We start from the raw sequence: 17321 nt of genomic DNA on the forward strand, positions 1-17321 counted from the left end.
CTTCAACATTTTCAAGCAATGGCGCAGCATCGCCACCCGATACGACAAGCTCGCCATCACCTACCGCTCCGGGGTCGCCCTCTACTCCGTCCTCATCTGGCTACGCCAATAAGGAGACACGCCCTAGTGGTCCCGCAAGCGGTGCAGGATGCGGGCGCGCGCCTCCACAAAGCGGGGGTCCGCCTTGGTTTCCACCTGGTCACGGTGGTCGCCGAAGCCGGTCTCGATCACGTCCACTACAGTGGCGGGCTTCTCCGCCAGAACAATGACCTTATCCGCCAAGTACAGCGCCTCATCGATGTCGTGAGTGACCAGGATGATGGTGACGCCAAGGGTCGATTGGAGGTCGATGACGAGGTCCTCGAGGTCGAACCTGGTCTGCGCATCCACTGAAGCGAACGGTTCGTCCATCAGCAGCACCTTGGCGTTGTAGGCCAGGGCACGGGCAATGGCCACGCGCTGCTGCATCCCGCCGGACATTTCCCACGGATACTTGTGGCCCTGTCCCGCCAGGCCCACGGCCGCAAGATTCTTCTCGGCGGCTTCATTCCGCTCTTTTTTCCCCACACCCCGGCCCTGCAGGGGGAAGGCCACGTTTTCCAGCGTGGTCATCCAGGGCATAAGCGAGCGGCTGTAATCCTGGAAAACCACGGCCAGGTCCCGGTGGGGGCCGTTGATGACGTCACCGCCGACACTAACGGTGCCGCTCCGGGGCTGGATAAGGCCCGAGAGGCACCGTAACAGCGTGGTCTTACCGACGCCGGACGGCCCGACGATGGAGACGAATTCACCGTCGTTTACCTCGAGGTTCAGATTGCTCAGGATCTTGTTCTCCGAGGCACCGACACCGTAACTCATGGTCAGCCCTTGGACCTGGAGCAGCGGCTTCGTTGCCACCTCCACTTCCTCGGGCGCTGCCTGAATGGCCATGGGGCCTCCTTCATCTTTCTGTTGGATCGGGGTGGTCATTTTGCTCCTGACTTGAAGTACCAGCTCAGGATCCTGCGTTCAAGGACAACAAACAGGAGGGAGAGGATGTAGCCGATGACGCCGACGAGCAGGGCACCTGCCCACGTCTCCGGCACCATAAAGGTGGCGGAGGAGTTGAGGATGTAGAAACCCAGTCCCTTGTTGGCGGCGAAAAGTTCACTCACCACCATGACTGTGATTCCGATCGGAAGCGCCACCCGTACGCCGGCCACGATCTGCGGCAGTGCGGCCGGTAGGACCACCCTGCGGAAATGGAGCCCCCGGGGAATCCGGTAGACCTTGGAGAACTTGCGGATGGTCGGTTCCACCCCCAGGACGCCGTCGATGGTGTTCAGCAGTACCGGCCACATGCAGGCAAAGGCAATGGTGTAGATCTTGGGTCCCTGTCCGATTCCGAAGGCGCCGATGATCAGCGGAACCAGCGCCGCCTGCGGTACGGACCGGAAGAAGTGAATGACCGGATCCACAATTTCCCGCAGCCGTTTTGTCTCGCCGAGGATCAGTCCCCCGATAATCCCCACGGTCACGGCGATCAGGAGGCCGGCAGCCAGATTTCCGAGACTGTAGGCCGCTCCCGAGGCGATCACACCGTTGGAGAGGTCCCGGCCCAGGCTGACCAGTATCGACTCGAGCGAGGGGATGAACACGTTGGTGCTGTTGGCGGTTGCGAACCACCATACGCCGAACACCACGAGGATCAGCCAGGTTCGCTGGAGTACGTTGAGCACAACCTGGGCGGGGCGGCTAAGAAGGCGTTGCGCCCGCTGCGGCCTTGCCCGGGAGGTGGTTTCCAGCTTCGGTGCCGTACGAAAGGCTGTCTCAGTCATTGGTCTGCCTGTTCCATGTGAGGATCCGACCCTCGGCGTAGTTGAGCAGGCTGGCGATGCCCCAGCCCACCAGCCCGGCGAAGAAGAGGTATGCGAACGCCGAATCCCACCGCTGTGCCTGCTGGGCCAGGGTGATCTGCCGGCCGATACCTGGCGTCTGGCTGAGCACTTCGACGCCCACGGCGACGAGGATGGCGATGGAGGCCGAAATCCGAATTCCGGTGGCAATGAAGGGGGTGGCGCTGGGGAGCAGGATCCGGCGAAACCGCAGGAGCGCGGGGATCTGGAAGGTCCGCACCGTATCCACGACTGCCGGGTCCATCCGCCGCGCGCCGTAGATTGTCTGCACCAGCACGGGCCACAGGCAGGACAGGGCAACAACAACGGTTTCCATTTGTGCGGTGGCACCCAGGAGCATAATGACCACCGGCATCAAGGCCAGCACCGGGAAGGAACGCCCGAAGTCGATCAGGATTGACGTCGAGCGATCCAACGCGCGGATGGATCCAATCAGAAGGCCGAGGACCGTCCCAGCCGCCACTGCGATCAGCCAGCCGCTGACGGCTGCCGTCATGGTCTGCGCCAGCGCCGACCAAAATGTTGCAGAGGTCAGCGCCGCGCCGATGGAGGACGCCAAGGCGCCCACCCCGGGGGTCATGGAAGGCAGCGCGCCGCTCCAGATGATCACCTGCCAGGCGGCCAGGAGTGCAGCCACCGCCAACAGCCGTTGGGTGGTCAAACCCCAGTCCAGCGCCTTTGTGCTTGTCTTCATATCGTTTTCTCCGTTGTATTCCTGATGCCCGGCAGCCCTACTTGGCGAAGCGCGGGGCGTCAGCCCAGAGCATGGCCTCGGCTGTCAACGGCTTGGTGACGAATCCAAGATCCTTCATGGCGTCGATGCCGCCCTGCCCTGTGGACAGGTTGATGGAAGTGTTCACCGGGACGTACGACTTGGGATTGACCTTGGAGGGGTCCACCTGCTTGATCCGTGCCGTGATGTCCACAACTGCCTTGACGTTGGCCGGGTCCGAGTAGAACGTGGCGGCCTTGGTCATTGCGTCATTGAACTTCTTCGCAGTTCCGGGGTTGCTCTTGAGCCAGGCGTCGGTGGCGGCCCAGACAGTGACCGGCATATTGCCCTGGAATTCGCGCACCGGGCTGGCGATGCTCTTGAAGCCGGCATCCACGAGCTGGTGGTAAAAGGTGTCCGCCGCGAACGCCGCATCAACCGTTCCCTGCTCCAGGGCGGCCTGCATGCCGGCGTAGGGAACTGCAATCTCCGTGATCGACTTGGGGTCGATTCCCGCTGCGATGGCCGCCTGAAGCATGGGGATGTCGCCGCCGGTGTTGACGCCGACCACGGCTACGTTCTTGCCCTTCAGGTCAGCGACCTTGCTGATGCTGCTGTTTTTGGGGATCAGGATTCCCGAGTTATCCACGGTGGGATCAACCACGCCGTTGCCGGAGATCACCTTAACCGGCATGCCCTTGGCAGTGGCGGTGGTCATTACGCCCCAGGAGGCCGTGGTGATGTCCGCCTGGCCGCTCACGGTCTGGGCCAGGTTCGCCGAGGGATCGGCGCCGGGAACAATTTCCACGGTCAGGCCGGCTTCGTCGAAGAAGCCCTTCTCCTTGGCAATGTAGGCGGTTTCAAACTGGATAGGCGCCACCACCACCTTGATGGACGACTTGCCCTCCGAACCGCCCGCGGCGTCCCCCGCGGCGGCGGGTGTGCTTGAGGCCCCGCAGGCGGCCAGGGACAGCAGCGCGAGGCCGGCTACAGCCGGCGTCAGGACCTTGGTCAACAGTGAATGACGGTAGTGCTTTTCCATCCAGAAGCTCCTCGTTGAGTACAGACGCGAATAAATGCATAATTCCTATAACAATGTATCTTGGACTTAGTGATGTGGCAACCATCACAGATTGCATAACATTCGACCAATGGCACGCAGCCTCCCCGGAAGGAAGCCAATGACGCCCCCTACCCAAACCCTCCCCACCCCCGGTGCCGTGGCCCGGCCGGACCTGCTGGCCAGTCCGTTGCGCCTGCTGATTGACGGAGCATGGGTGGAAGGCAGCGCCGAACCGCTGCCGGTCACCAATCCCTCCAGCGGTGCGCATCTGGTGGATTCCGCGTCGGCGAGTGCGGATGATGTGGACCGCGCGGTCCAAGCTGCTCGTCGGGCCTTCGATTCAGGTCCATGGCCGGCAATGGCGCCAAGCCAAAGGAGCCGGTTGATCTGGAAGCTCGGAGAAGCCATCGACGCCGCCGCGGATGAACTGGCCCTGCTCGAAACACTCAACACCGGCAAGCCCCTGGGTATCGCAAGGGCATTCGAGATCTCCGGGGCGGCCGAATCCTTTCGCTACAACGCCGGTTGGGCAACGAAGCTCAACGGCGAAACCCGTAATGTCTCTCTGCCCGGCGAATGGCACGCCTACACACTGCGGGAAGCCATCGGCGTCGTGGGCCTGATCGTTCCGTGGAACAGCCCGCTGGCCATCACCGCAGCCAAACTTGCGCCCGCCCTGGCGGCAGGCTGCACCGTGGTCCTCAAGCCCGCGGAGCTTACTCCCCTGACCGCGGTCCGGCTGGGAGAACTGGCCCTCGAAGTCGGCTTCCCGCCTGGCGTGCTGAACATTGTCCAGGGCCTCGGCGCCGTGGCCGGCCAGCGGATTGCGGACCACCCGTTGGTGGACAAGATCTCCTTCACCGGCTCCACGGCAGTGGGAAAGCACCTGCTGGCCTCCTGCGCCGGGAACCTGAAGCGGGTCTCGCTGGAGCTTGGCGGCAAGTCCCCGGTGGTCATCTACCCGGACGCGGACCTGGAGCGCGCAATGGACGGCGCGGCAATGAGCATCTTCGGAAACACCGGCCAAGTGTGCGCGGCGGGTTCCCGCCTCTATGTCCACGAGGCCGTGGCGGATGAAGTAATCGCAGGGATCTCTCAACGGGCCTCGGCGTTGCGGGTGGGCGCCGGGACCGACCCGCAGGCCCAGATTGGTCCCGTGATTTCCGCCCAACAGCGCGAAAGGATCCTCGGCTACATCCAGAGCGGCCGCGAGGAAGGCGCCGAGGTGGTCACCGGGGGCGCGGCACTCCCCGGGGACGGTTTCTTCATCCAGCCGACCATCCTGCGCAACACCACACACGACATGAAGGTGGTCCGTGAGGAGATCTTCGGACCCGTTCTCTCGGCGGCAACCTTCCGCGACTCGGACAGTGTTGCCGACATCGTGGCGCGTGCCAACGACACGGTCTACGGGCTCTCCTCCACCATCTGGACCAAGGACATTTCCCGTGCCCATCAGTTCGCGCGGCGGATCAAGGCGGGCAATGTACGGGTCAATGCCGCGGGCGGCATGGATGGCAATATGCCCTTTGGCGGCTTCAAGCAGTCCGGCTGGGGCAAGGAAAACGGCCGCGAAGGCGTGGAGGCCTACACCGAGGTCAAGTCCGTCGCCATCAATATCAGCGGAGCATAGCTTACAGGCGGAAGAAGGAAAGCGGGCAGGCCAAAGGGGCCGGATGCTGGTCAGCCAGCGTCCGGCCCCTTCGACGTTAAGGACACGCCCTACAGGGGAACTGATCCCGCGATGCCGGCCGCCGTCTCTGCACTGATCTCGCGGTACCGGCGGGGCCAGACGCCCTGCTTTCCGGGTGACAGGATGCCGTTGGGATCCAGGGCGTCCTTCAGCGTCTCCTGGAGCCGGCGGATGGCGTTGTTGTTGTAGTCGAAGCCGTCGGCAATGACGTCCATGTAGTCCACATGGCTGCGGTAGGGCGCGTAGCCGTGGCTGCGGGCGGCTGCCAGCAGTGCCGAGTAGAGTGCCCTTGCCCGCGCCAGCTGCTCCTGGTTGTCGTTTTCGAAGAAGATCATGGTCACGTGGACCATGTGGCGCGGGTAGAGGTGGTAGCCGATGTACAGGTCGAAACCGTACTGGCGGTACAGTTCCTTGGCTTCCCGGTAAAACGCCCATACCTCCTCCCCGCGGGCCGGAATGATGGGGGCCGCGTCAATGTGGCCGCCGTTTTCCGCGGCCCAGGCCACCGTGGACAGCGGCTTGAGCGTGGGCACGCCGGCCATTTGAGTACGGTCAATGTTGGCAATATCTTCATATGCCACCTGCATGCCGTCGGCACCTTCGTACAGGCGGGCTTTGACGGTGAAGCCTTCAAGGCCCGCAAAGCGCTCCCGGATGATCTCCAGCCTGCGTTCGGCGAGGCCCTTGTCGCCGTAGATGGCGAACTTGGCGTTCCACTGGCCGATGCCCATCTCCTGCCGCATTTCTTCGAGGCGCTCGTCCGGAATGGACCCCTCCCCCTCGTACCATCGCGATCGCGGCCCGTTCATGGTGGCCGCCCGCACCACGTTGCCGCAGAGGGCATTGTTCTGGATGACGTCTTCACGCCGAAGCTGGGTGAGGATGTCGACCAGCTTGGGCATGTCCTCCTCGCGCTCCACGACAACATCACCGTTGATGTACACGTCCGGCCAGGGCATCAGCCAGAGTCCGATCTTGGTGACGATGCCGAGGTTGGACTGAGTGAAGATGCCCTCCAGCGTGGGGCCGAAGCCGCCTTTGAAGATGGGTCCGAGATCCGTGCCCTCCATAGCCCACATTCCGGTGCGCACCAGCTCGCCGTCGGGAAGGATCACCTCCATGCCGCAGATGGACTGGACATGGTCCCCCATGGGCGTCATGCCGTAGCCGCGGTCAAGGGCATTCCCGAGGATGGAGCCCCAGCCCAGGGCGGGAACGGACATCCACAGCTTCATCCCTTTTTCCTGGATGTGTTCGAAAAGGTCGAAGAAGCTCACCCCGGGCTCGATGACGGCGTAGTTAAGGTGGTCGTTCACTTCGATGATCTGGTTGAGCCGGCTTAGGTCCAGCGCCACCATGTCCCTTGTCCGCGGTTCCGGGCCTCCGTAACCTAGGTTTTTGCCCTTGGAGAAGGACCACAGCGGAACCCCGGTCTCGTTGGCGAGCCGGACGATCGACTGGACCTCCTCCACACTGCCGGGTCGGACGCCCGGCCACTTCGCCCGGCCGGAGTTCAGCGGGTACGGGTCGATGTAACCCTCTTCGGGGGTTGGGCGCACCACGTTCTCGGCGCCCACAATCGTTTCGGCCTGGTCAAGGAATCTTGCTTGCGCGTCCATTTACGTCACGTCACTTTCGGGAGAGGGCCCGCCACCGGGCCGTAACTCCGGCGCCGCCGCCGGATTTTTTTCTTTCATCATGACAAGCCAAGTTCATCAAGTAAACGACCTATTTCCGCTCTTGGTTATCAGTAGAATTGACAATATGAATATCAGCCTGAATCCGTCGATCACCCTGCGCCAGGTCCTGCACTTTGTGGTCGCGGCTGAAACCGGAACCATGAGTGAGGCGGCACGCCGGCTGCACATGGCGCCGTCGGCCATTTCCATGTCCATCGCGGAACTTGAGCGGATCGTAGGGGCGCAACTCTGCATCAAGCGCAAGTCCAAGGGCCTCACCCTGACTTCCACCGGAATCGTGGTGTTCCGCCAGGCGCGCCAGCTGCTGGACCTCGCGGATGAGATCGCCTCGCTGTCCAAGAGAGACAGGACGGACATCCGGGGGCCGTTGACCGTGGGCTGCTACATGCCGCTGGGACCAACCATCATTCCGCCCATGCTGGCCGACTTCGCGGACCAGTGCCCGCATGTGGAGGTGGACTTCATCGAGGGCTATCACGAGGATCTTCAGGACCGCCTGCTCAACGGATCCATCGATGCGGCCTTCGTCTACGACATGGATATCTCCCCTGCCCTGAAGACGGCGCCGCTGCTGTCCGTGGAGCCCTACATCCTGCTTCCGGAGGACCACCCGCTGCGCGAGGCAGGGGTGGTCTCGCTGAAGGACGTGGCGGCCAGCCCGCTCATTTTCTTCGATGCGCCGCCGATTTCCACCCGCATCCTGGACATGTACCGCGACGCCGGGCTTACCCCGGACATCCGGCACCGCTCACGCAGCTACGCCACGGTCCGGTCCCTGGTAGCGAGCGGCCGCGGCGTCGCCGTGCTCTTCCAGCAGCCCATGCTGGACGCGCCCTACGAGGAACTGAAGGTTGTCCTCAAACCGATATCGGAGCGCCGCGTCCACACGCGCGCCCCGGCCACCGTGTCCCTGGCCTGGACGCGGAGCATGCGGTTGAATGCCCGCGCCCAGGCATGGGTTGACGTCGCCGTCGAACGGTTCGGCTCGCCGAACTTTGAGGCGGGACTTTGAGCCCGAGCGGCCCTACTCTGACGGGCGCGAGAGCCCAAGGTTGTCCCGAAGAGTAGTCCCCTCGTACTCTGACCGGAAGTAGCCGCGGTCCTGGAGTTCGGGCACCAGCTTGTCGCAGATGAGCTTGAAGCCGCCCGGGTTGAACGGCGCGTTGAGGTTGAAGCCGTCGCAGGCCTTCGACTCGAACCAGTCCACCATGCGGTCGGCCACCTGCGACGGGGTGCCGGCCATCCACTGGTGCCCGGTGGAACGCGCCAGGTCCACGATCAGCTCCCGCAGGGTCATGCCCATGTCCACACTCTTCTTGCGGTAGATCTGGTAGCGGCTTCCCATCCGCGGGTCATCGGAGAACCACTCCACCGGGATGGTTTCATCGAACTCGAGCTCGGAGAGGTCCATCTTGAGGTCGGCGCCCACCTGCTTGCGGCCGTTGCCGAGGTGCACGTAGCTGGCCAGTTCGTTGGCGAGGTCCTGGGCTTCCTTTTCGGTGTCGCCAAGAATCGGCAGGATGCCCGGGATGATTTTGACGTCGTCGGGATTCCGGCCCTTCTCGGCCACCATGTTCTTGAACTTGGTGTAGAACTCGATGGACGGTTCTTTGAACGGCTGGGCCGTGTAGATCCCATCGGCCACGGAGGATCCCAGGTCCATGCCGGGGCCCGAGGATCCCGCCTGGACCAGCACAGGCCTGCCCTGCGGCGACCGCGGCATGTTGATGGGGCCCTCGACTTCGAAGAACTCGCCCTTGTGCCGGATGGCCTTGAGCTTGCTCCGGTCCACGTACTCGCCGGAGGCCCGGTCCACGATGATCGCGTCATCGGACCAGCTGTCCCAGAGTCGCTGCACCACATCCACGAACTCAGTGGCCCGGCGGTATCGCACGGCGGGATCGGGAGCGTCCTCCACGCCGTAGTTACTGAAGCCGTCCGACGACGTGACAATGTTCCAGCCGGCCCGGCCGTTGGACATGTGGTCCAGTCCGCACAGCTGCCGGGCGAGGTTGTACGGCTCGGAGAAGGAAGTGGACATGGTTCCGATCAGGCCGATGTTCTTGGTCCTGGCGGCCAGCGCCGCGAGCACTGTCATGGGTTCGTAAAACCCGTTCATCTTGATATCGCCCCGCATCACCGTATTGGCGTGGACAATGTCGCCAAAGAAAACGGCGTCGAGTTTTGCGGCCTCAGCCATGGCTGTCAGGTCTGCCACGAAATCAAGGTTGCCCAGTTCTTCGGCCCGGCTTCCTTCCATCCGCCAGCTGTCCTTGTGGTAGCCCGCCGGCAGCATGAAGGTGGTGAGCACCATGTGATTCTTAGGCTTCATTGCCTGGTTCCTTTCGTGATGTGCGCCTCTCCGGACGCCTCGCTGGTTCCATCATGGCAGTCAGCGCTTCTCGCGTAAATGAGAAGTTTCCGAGCAATGATTTCAATAAAATTGACAATGGGGGAAAGGGGAAACCCCGGCGGGCAGGCGCCTAGCCGGGGTTTCCTCACAGGATGTCAGACGGGGGTGAGCTAGACGGCGTCGAGCTTGAGGCGCGATCCTTCACGGGTCAGGCGCACAGCCACGAGGCCCGCCACCAGGATGAGGATCCAGAATGCCGCAACCATCCAGACGGCGCCCCCAGCTGCAAGAACCAGGCCCGCAGCGATCATCGGGGTGAAGCCGGCCCCGATCATTGAAGCTCCCTGGTAGGACAGCGATGCTCCCGTGTAACGGACGCCGGTGGGGAACTGTTCGGAGATAAAGGCACCTATGGGTCCCGCGAGGGCCCCCTGCACCAGCCCGTTGCCGACCACCACTGCCACTGCAAAGCCCCAAAGCGTCCCGTTGGTCAGCAACAGAATCAGGGGAAATGCCAGGAGGACGGCCGCCACACCCGCCCCGGTGAGGACGGCGCGCCGTCCGATCCGGTCGCTGAGCCGCGCCGAATAGAAGCAGACCGCCACCGTCACCACAGCGGCGACCCCCTTCCAGTTCAGGACGCCGGATCGGTCCACGCCACTCGCCACCGCCATGGAAACACCCCACACCGTCAGCAACCCTTGGCAGGCATAAAAACCCAGGGTTGCCACCAGGGTGACGACAACGACGCGGGGGTGGCGGCGGAGCACCTCCATCAGAGGCGGATGCTTGACCCTGGCAGCTTCGGCGTCGAGCTTCTGGAAGACGGGGGTCTCTGCCACCTTGAGCCGGATGACCATGCCGATCAGAATCAGCAGGGCACTGAGGACGAACGGGATCCGCCATCCCCATACGAGGAACTGGTCGCCGGTGAGAGCCGAAACAGCGGACACCACCAGGGTGGCGAGCAGTCCGCCTGCCGGGCCTCCGGCGTTGGCGAACGCTGCGGCGAAGCCACGCTTTCCGGCCGGCGCGTGTTCCAAAGCCATTAACGTGGCGCCACCCCACTCTCCGCCCACGGCAATGCCCTGGATGATCCGCAGCAACACGAGCACAATCGGCGCCACAACGCCGATCTGTTCAGTTGTCGGGAGGAAGCCTATGAGGACGGTGGCGCCGCCCATCATGAGCATGGACAGCACCAACATCTGCTTCCGGCCCAACCGGTCCCCGAAGTGGCCAAAGACGATGCCACCCAGCGGCCGGGCTACGTATCCGACCGCGAGCGTGGCGAAGGAGGCGAAGAGGGATAGGCCAGGGCCCAGGTTTGCGAAGAAGACCCGGTCAAACACCAGCGATGCAGCGGTGGCGTAGAGGATGAAGTCGTAGTACTCGATGATGCTGCCAATGAGGCTGGAGCCGAGGATCCGGCGCATGTCCTTGGTGTTCAGCGAGTCCGAAGTGACACCGGCGGCGGGATGTTCAGCTGAATTCCGGCGGGGTGCCAGCCGTCGTTGGTCGGCTTTCTGGTTCACAATGTTCTCTTTCGATTCTTGGCGAAGCCCGATGGCGCGCGTACATCGTCAGACGATCCGACGTGAGCTGCATCACCCACAGGTTCAAGAATGAACCCTCGCCCCGCAGATGGCCAATCGATCGCGCATAATCCACTGGAAGTTGTTTTATTAGCGGTGAAGACCGCTGAGGGCTTTACGGTCGACAGGGGCCAGGCCAAATGTCCTGAAGTCGAGGGGACGGTAGGAACTCCACATGTTGTACCAGTTCTCGTCCTCGCCCCACACCACAGGAGGGCGGGAGTCGTCGTAGATCTGCTCCAGATCGGTGTAAAGCTCGACGACGGCACCTGAGGTTTCCACGAAATAGGCCGCGATATTGTGTCCTGCGCCGTGACGGACCGGGCCCCAGATCAGTTCGCGGCCCACCTTGTTTAGCCTGTCGCCGAGCTTGCCGAGGTCGGCAATACTCTGGGTCTGCCAGGCATGGTGGTGCAACGTGCCTTCACCGCGGACCAATGCGATTCCATGGTGGTCGGGATTGCAGCGCATGAAGTAGGCGAAGTCATCACCAATAACGTCGGAAAGGCGGAAGTCCAGCACCCTGTGGAGGAACCTCATCATTCCGCCAACATCCCGGGGGTGGAAGTTGAAGTGGCCATAGCGGTCGGGGCCGAAGGACTGAACCGCAGCCTGGTTCTCCTGCATCCCGACATAGATCTCAAAAACGAAGCCCTCCGGACCGATGAAGGAGAATCCATCCTCGATCCCCGCGCCCCTCGGCTTCTCGCTGAGGATCTGGAAGTTTTCCGCGTCCACCCGGCGGCGGATCTCCCGGAGCGCATCGCCGTTGGCAGCAACCAGCCCGAAACCGTCAATCCCGTTGACATCCGACTCGACGTAGACGAGCTCATGGTGAACGTTGGCGGCAGCCAGATAGACGGCGTCAGAGGTCCGCTCCGTCTCCCGGAGGCCCAGGAGCTGCGTGGCGTCGAAAACGGATTCCTTGAGCTGTGTGGTCTGGATACTCACGTGGCCCATCGCACTGATCAATCCCCAAGACATCGTTGTCTCCTCTTCTTGGCGCAAAGTCGCCTGTCTGAAATTTCTAACAAAATATGCTTGAAAAAATACTAAAGGATAAATAATCGATTATCTAGGGTCTGGGGCGTCAATCTTCCCGAGGGGCGCTCCGGTAGGCTGGCATGCGAAAGAGTCGCGCTCGGGTCTGCGGCGCATCTATCTGCCGGACGAACGCCGTTATGTACGAAAGGCCCTCACCGTGACAGTTTCTCCCCTTGTCTGGACCCTGACCATCGCGGGAATCGTGGGCCTGCTGGCCTTCGATTACTTCTTCCATGTACGGAAGGCCCATACCCCTTCGCTGAAGGAATCGGCCACGTGGTCCTCCATCTATGTGGGCATCGCCCTCCTCTTTGGCCTGGGCGTGCTGATGTTTGGCGGCACCGGCATGGGCACCGAGTACTTCGCCGGGTACGTCACGGAGAAGGCGCTGTCCGTGGACAACCTCTTTGTCTTCCTGATCATCATGGCCAGCTTCAAGGTTCCCCGGGCAGACCAGCAAAAAGTGCTCCTGTTCGGCATCGTCTTCTCCCTGATCGCCCGTACCGCCTTCATTTTCCTCGGTGCCGCCCTGATCAACAGCTTCGCCTGGGTGTTCTATATCTTCGGGCTCATCCTCCTGATCACTGCCGGCAACCTGCTCAAGCCCGACGACCACGACGACGACAGCGAAGGCCTGGTGGTCCGGCTCGCCAAACGGTTACTCCCGGCGTCGCAGCACTACGACGGCGACAAGCTGTTCACCATGGAAAACGGCAAGCGCGTCCTGACTCCGATGCTCCTGGTGATGGTGGCGATTGGCGGCACGGACCTGCTCTTTGCCTTGGACTCCATTCCGGCGATCTTCGGGCTGACCCAGAACGTCTTCATCGTTTTCACTGCCACGGCGTTCTCCCTCATGGGCCTGCGCCAGCTGTTCTTCCTGATTGACGGCCTCCTGGACCGCCTGATCTTCCTTGCCTACGGCCTGGCGGCAATCCTGGGTTTCATCGGTGTGAAACTCATCCTGCACGCCCTGCACGAGAACAATCTGCCGTTCATCAACGACGGCGACCCCGTCCCCGTGGTGGAGGTCAGCACCGGCGTTTCGCTGTTGGTGATCCTGGGAGTCCTGGTGGTCACCATCCTGGCTTCCATCTTCAGCCCCAAAGGCAAAGCCAAGAACGCGGTGTCCGGCGCCAGGCGGCACGCCCTTGAGTACCTTGACCTGAACTACGAAACGGACATCGTGGAGCGGGACCGGATCTTCGCGAAGATGGTCCGCGAGGAGGACCAGATCCGCAAGCTGCCGGAGAAATATAAGCGGTTGGTCCGCAACGAAACCGAGTTCATGGACCTCCTCCGCAGCGCACACGCCGAACACGACAAAGCGCAGGTGCGGGCCGCGAACTCGTGAGTCAGCAGACGTTGTCAGTCCCTGTTGCTAGATTCAAATTGTGGCCGTGGGAGCTTTCCTCCGGCCAAGGGAAATCAATGGGGAGGCCCTGTGTTTCTGCTCGATCCTGCCAGTGCTGTTCCAGGCCTCGGCGGTCCAGACTTCAGCGGTCCAGGTGGCACCGTTCCGGGGGCGCCGCAGGACCTGATCTTCTCTGCCAGCGACCTGGTGGCCGCCAGCGAGTGTGAGTACCGCACACTGCGGATCCTGGATGAGAAGCTGGGCCGCTCCCCCAAAGCTGAATTTCCCGACGACGAGATGCAGCGCCGTGCCGGGACGCTCGGCGACAGGCACGAGGAAAAGGTCCTCGCCGGCCTCATCAGGCAGTACGGCGTTTGGGATGCCGGAAGCGGCTCCGGTGTGTACTCCATTGACCGCGGAAACAACACGCGCGGGGACCTTCTGGCGAAACAAGCCGAAACCGAACTGGCACTCCGGGCCGGCGCGGACGTCGTCTTCCAGGCGACCTTCTTCGACGGCGAGTTCCTGGGCTACGCGGACTTCATCGTCAATGAAGCGGCCGGCACCGGCAGTCCCGGCCGCTACGAGGTGTGGGATACCAAGCTTGCCCGGCACGCCAAGGTGGGAGCGTTGCTGCAGCTGGCCGCCTACGGGGACCAACTCCTCGGCATGGGCCTGGAACCTTCGCCCCGGGTCACCCTGGTCCTGGGCGCGGTGGTGGACGGCGATTACGTCCGCAGCCACCACTCCCTGCCCGACCTGCTGCCCGTCTTCCGCGAGCGCCGCGACCGCTTCCGTGACCTGACCGCCGCTCACCGGGAGCAGGATACGGCGGTGACGTGGCAGCAAGCCGGCATCACCTACTGCGGCCGGTGCAACTACTGCGCCGAGCAGGTCCAAATCCACCGCGATCTCCTCATGGTGGGTGGCATGTCCACTGTCCGCCGCAAGAAACTCATGGCCGAGGGCGTCACCACCATCGACGCGCTGGCCGATCTACCGCCGGGCAAGGCCTCCGGCCCGGTGGCCAGGCTCCGTGACCAGGCGCGGATGCAGCTGGGCCGGGACGTTCCGGACGGTTCCCGGACCTTCAGCAAGGACGGGGAGGACCATACGCTCGCCTTCAAGGTCCTCCCCGAACATGCTTTGGCCGATATTCCGGCACCCAGCCCAGGCGATATCTTCTTCGACTTCGAGGGCGATCCGTTGTGGCAGGACCCCGCCACCGGCCAATGGGGCCTGGAGTACCTCTTCGGCGTGGTGGAGGCGCCTGACGGCCATCCCGCTGCCGGGGCCGCCGGCGCGACGGACTCCGCTGCCGGGCCAGTGTTCAGGCCTTTCTGGGCGCATTCCCGGTCCGGCGAACGGCAGGCGTTCCTGGACTTCCTCGGCTATGTGGAGGAACGCCGCGCACGCTTTCCGGACCTGCACGTCTACCACTACGCCGCGTACGAAAAATCCGCCCTGCGGAACCTCTCCGTGCGCCACCTGGCGGGCGAAGACATCGTGGACAACTGGCTTCGCGAGGGGGTGCTGGTGGATCTCTACGCCACGGCCAGGCATTCGCTCAGGATCTCCGAGCCGTCCTACTCCATCAAGAAACTCGAGCCGCTGTACATGGGTGACAACCTTCGCTCCGGGGACGTGAAGGACGCCGGCGCTTCCGTAGTGGCCTACGCGGCCTACTGCGCGGCCCGGGACGGCGGTGATGCCGCCGGGGCTGCCGCGATTCTCGCCTCGATTTCCGATTACAACGAGTACGACTGCCTCTCCACGCTCCGTCTGCGGGACTGGCTGCTGGGGCTGCGGGACCGTTCCCGTGTTCCCGCTCCTGGCCCGGCCGGGGGCGCGGGTCAGCGAACAGCCCACAGGCCCGACGGCGTGCCGGCACCGCTCCGGCCTGACGTACCCGGCGGTCCTGAAGCCGAGCCCACACCCGGGGAGCTCAGGCTCAAGGAGTATCTGGCCGGCCTCCCCGATACCAGGCCCTGGACGCCTGACGAACGTGCCATCGCGATGGTGGCTGCGGCCACCGGGTACCACCGGCGCGAACGCAAGCAGTTCTGGTGGGAACACTTCGACCGCACCGACGCGGAGATCGACCAGTGGTCCGATCACCGCAATGTGTTCGTCGTGGACACCGCGGAGGTCGCGGCCGACTGGGCGCTGGCCAAACCCACTGTCCGGATGCGCACACGCACCCTCAGGCTGGCGGGAACCATGAGCGAGGGCTCCGACTTCAAGCCGGGCAGCACCTGGTGCCGGCTTTATGACGCCCCGCTCCCCGACGGCCTGGCGGATTCGTCCGGAAACACCGGCAGGGGTTTCACCTTCGGCACCCTGGTGACGGCTGTGGAAGACCACCCCCGGATCCCCGGCCACAGCATCATCACCATCGAAGAAAAGGAAACCGGAAAAGTCCCGGCCTACCCGCACATCCCGGTGGCCCTCACCGAGGACCAACCGGTCCGCACCCCCAGCATCGAAGCCGCCCTGGCGGAACTTGCCGAGGAGGTGGGTGCCCTTGTTCCCTCCCTCCCCCGGCATCCCGGCGTCGACATCCTCCGCAAACGCCCGCCGCGTTTCCGGTCACTCTCCGGGCCGGCACCGGTGGGCACCGGCATCCGGGATACCGACGGCGCCGAAGCTGACAGCGCCGTCGCACGGGATTACGTTGGCGCCATCACCACCTCGCTGCTGGACCTCGATCATTCCTACCTTGCCGTGCAAGGGCCTCCCGGTACGGGCAAAACGTACGTGGGCTCCCATGTCATTGCCAGGCTGGTGGCCCTGGGGTGGAAGATCGGCGTGGTCGGGCAGTCCCATGCGGTGGTGGAAAACATGCTCCGCACGGCCATCGAAACCGCCGGGGTTGACCCTTCCCGGGTTGCCAAGAAGGTGGTGGGTGCCCAGACCGTGCCATGGAAGCAGAAAAAGGACGACGACGTCGCGGCCCTCCTGGTATCCCCCGGCGGCGCGCTGGTGGGCGGCACCGCCTGGACCATGACGGGCAAGTCGGTCCCCGCAGGTTCGCTGGACCTGCTGGTGATCGACGAGGCGGGGCAGTTCTCGCTGGCCAACACCCTGGCCGTGGCGCGCGCGGCCAAACGCCTCCTGCTGCTCGGCGATCCCCAGCAGCTGCCGCAGGTCACCCAGGGCTCGCATCCTGAGCCGGTGGACGAATCGGCCCTGGGCTGGCTCGCCGCCGGCCACGCCACCCTGCCGGAAAACCTTGGCTACTTCCTGGCTGACAGCTGGCGCATGCACCCCGAGCTGTGCCGTGCCGTATCGGTTCTCAGCTACGACGGCAGGCTCGAAGCGGCACCGGCTGCTTCACTGCGGAGCCTGGCCGAACTGTCCGCCGGCGTCGAAACCGTGTTTGTGGCGCACAGCGGGAACACCGCATCCTCCCGGGAGGAGGCGGCCGAGGTGGTCCGGCAGGCGCAGCGGCATATCGGGCTGAAGTGGCTTCCCGGCGGCGACCAGGCTGCCCGGCCGCTGGCCGCCGAGGACATCCTGGTGGTGGCCGCGTACAACGCCCAGGTCCAGCTGATCCGGCAGGAACTGGAGCACGCGGGCCTGGCCGGCGTCCGGGTGGGCACGGTGGACAAGTTCCAGGGCCAGGAGGCTCCCGTTGTGCTGGTGTCCATGGCATGTTCCGCGGTTGTAGAAGCTCCGCGAGGCGCCGAATTCCTCCTGAACCGGAACCGGATCAACGTGGCAGTTTCGCGTGGGCAGTGGCGCGGGGTGATAGTCCGCTCGCCCGAGCTCACCAACTACATGCCGTCCAAACCGGGCGTCCTGGAAGAGCTCGGCGCCTTCATCGGACTCAGCCCGGGCCGCCGGCTTCCGGCCAGCCGGCGGCCGGGGAACCAGCACGGGACCGGAGGCCAGCCGCGCGGGTAGCCAGCA

Annotated in this window: 12 protein-coding genes and 1 pseudogene; 5 read left to right on the forward strand and 8 right to left on the reverse strand. The window is 63.8% G+C overall.

Going from position 1 to position 17321, the window contains the following annotated elements:
* Window positions 1–112, forward strand: a pseudogene (locus PY310_RS11240) (IS5/IS1182 family transposase); the annotation flags it as partial.
* Window positions 113–123: 11 nt separating this feature from the next.
* Here PY310_RS11240 and PY310_RS11245 read toward each other — a convergent pair.
* The 4 genes from PY310_RS11245 to PY310_RS11260 are packed head-to-tail and all read right to left on the reverse strand — an operon-like array spanning window position 124 to window position 3649.
* The gene (locus PY310_RS11245; protein WP_275214472.1) at window positions 124–930 is read right to left on the reverse strand and encodes an ABC transporter ATP-binding protein; all 807 of its coding nucleotides are present in this window, start codon (window positions 928–930) and stop codon (window positions 124–126) included.
* 35 nt (window positions 931–965) lie between these two features.
* Window positions 966–1817 (reverse strand): ABC transporter permease, encoded by an 852-nt coding sequence (locus tag PY310_RS11250; protein ID WP_275214473.1) that lies wholly within the window; start codon window positions 1815–1817, stop codon window positions 966–968.
* Window positions 1810–2589: an ABC transporter permease gene (locus tag PY310_RS11255; protein ID WP_275214474.1), complete on the reverse strand. Its 780-nt coding sequence runs from the start codon at window positions 2587–2589 to the stop codon at window positions 1810–1812. The genes PY310_RS11250 and PY310_RS11255 overlap by 8 nt, the downstream gene beginning before the upstream one ends.
* A gap of 37 nt (window positions 2590–2626) precedes the next feature.
* On the reverse strand, window positions 2627–3649 hold the full coding sequence (locus PY310_RS11260; RefSeq protein WP_275214475.1) for an ABC transporter substrate-binding protein: 1023 nt from the start codon (window positions 3647–3649) through the stop codon (window positions 2627–2629).
* 139 nt (window positions 3650–3788) lie between these two features.
* Between PY310_RS11260 and PY310_RS11265 the strand changes: the two genes are divergently transcribed.
* Entirely contained in the window at window positions 3789–5303 is a 1515-nt protein-coding gene (locus PY310_RS11265; RefSeq protein ID WP_275214476.1) for an aldehyde dehydrogenase family protein, read from the forward strand.
* 89 nt (window positions 5304–5392) lie between these two features.
* Here PY310_RS11265 and PY310_RS11270 read toward each other — a convergent pair whose 3' ends face one another.
* The gene (locus PY310_RS11270) at window positions 5393–6982 is read right to left on the reverse strand and encodes an FAD-binding oxidoreductase (RefSeq protein ID WP_275214477.1); all 1590 of its coding nucleotides are present in this window, start codon (window positions 6980–6982) and stop codon (window positions 5393–5395) included.
* 145 nt (window positions 6983–7127) lie between these two features.
* Here PY310_RS11270 and PY310_RS11275 point away from each other — a divergent pair, with 145 nt between their 5' ends.
* Entirely contained in the window at window positions 7128–8075 is a 948-nt protein-coding gene (locus PY310_RS11275; protein WP_275214478.1) for a LysR family transcriptional regulator, read from the forward strand.
* A gap of 12 nt (window positions 8076–8087) precedes the next feature.
* Here PY310_RS11275 and PY310_RS11280 read toward each other — a convergent pair whose 3' ends face one another.
* The 3 genes from PY310_RS11280 to PY310_RS11290 form a co-directional block, all read right to left on the reverse strand.
* Window positions 8088–9395 (reverse strand): LLM class flavin-dependent oxidoreductase, encoded by a 1308-nt coding sequence (locus PY310_RS11280; protein WP_275214479.1) that lies wholly within the window; start codon window positions 9393–9395, stop codon window positions 8088–8090.
* Window positions 9396–9586: 191 nt separating this feature from the next.
* Window positions 9587–10951, reverse strand: coding sequence for an MFS transporter (locus PY310_RS11285; protein ID WP_275214480.1), 1365 nt, complete (start codon window positions 10949–10951; stop codon window positions 9587–9589).
* Between the two features lie 150 nt (window positions 10952–11101).
* Window positions 11102–11995: a VOC family protein gene (locus PY310_RS11290; protein WP_275214481.1), complete on the reverse strand. Its 894-nt coding sequence runs from the start codon at window positions 11993–11995 to the stop codon at window positions 11102–11104.
* 217 nt (window positions 11996–12212) lie between these two features.
* Between PY310_RS11290 and PY310_RS11295 the strand changes: the two genes are divergently transcribed.
* Both PY310_RS11295 and PY310_RS11300 read left to right on the forward strand, forming a co-directional pair.
* Window positions 12213–13409 carry a TerC family protein gene (locus PY310_RS11295; RefSeq protein WP_275214482.1) on the forward strand — a complete coding sequence of 399 codons (1197 nt, stop codon included), beginning with the start codon at window positions 12213–12215 and terminating at the stop codon, window positions 13407–13409.
* Window positions 13410–13499: 90 nt separating this feature from the next.
* Entirely contained in the window at window positions 13500–17315 is a 3816-nt protein-coding gene (locus PY310_RS11300; protein ID WP_419095474.1) for a TM0106 family RecB-like putative nuclease, read from the forward strand.
* The last annotated feature ends 6 nt before the right edge of the window (window positions 17316–17321 follow it).

Origin of the sequence: Pseudarthrobacter naphthalenicus (assembly GCF_029076445.1) — a bacterium.
GTDB classification, from domain to species: domain Bacteria; phylum Actinomycetota; class Actinomycetes; order Actinomycetales; family Micrococcaceae; genus Arthrobacter; species Arthrobacter naphthalenicus.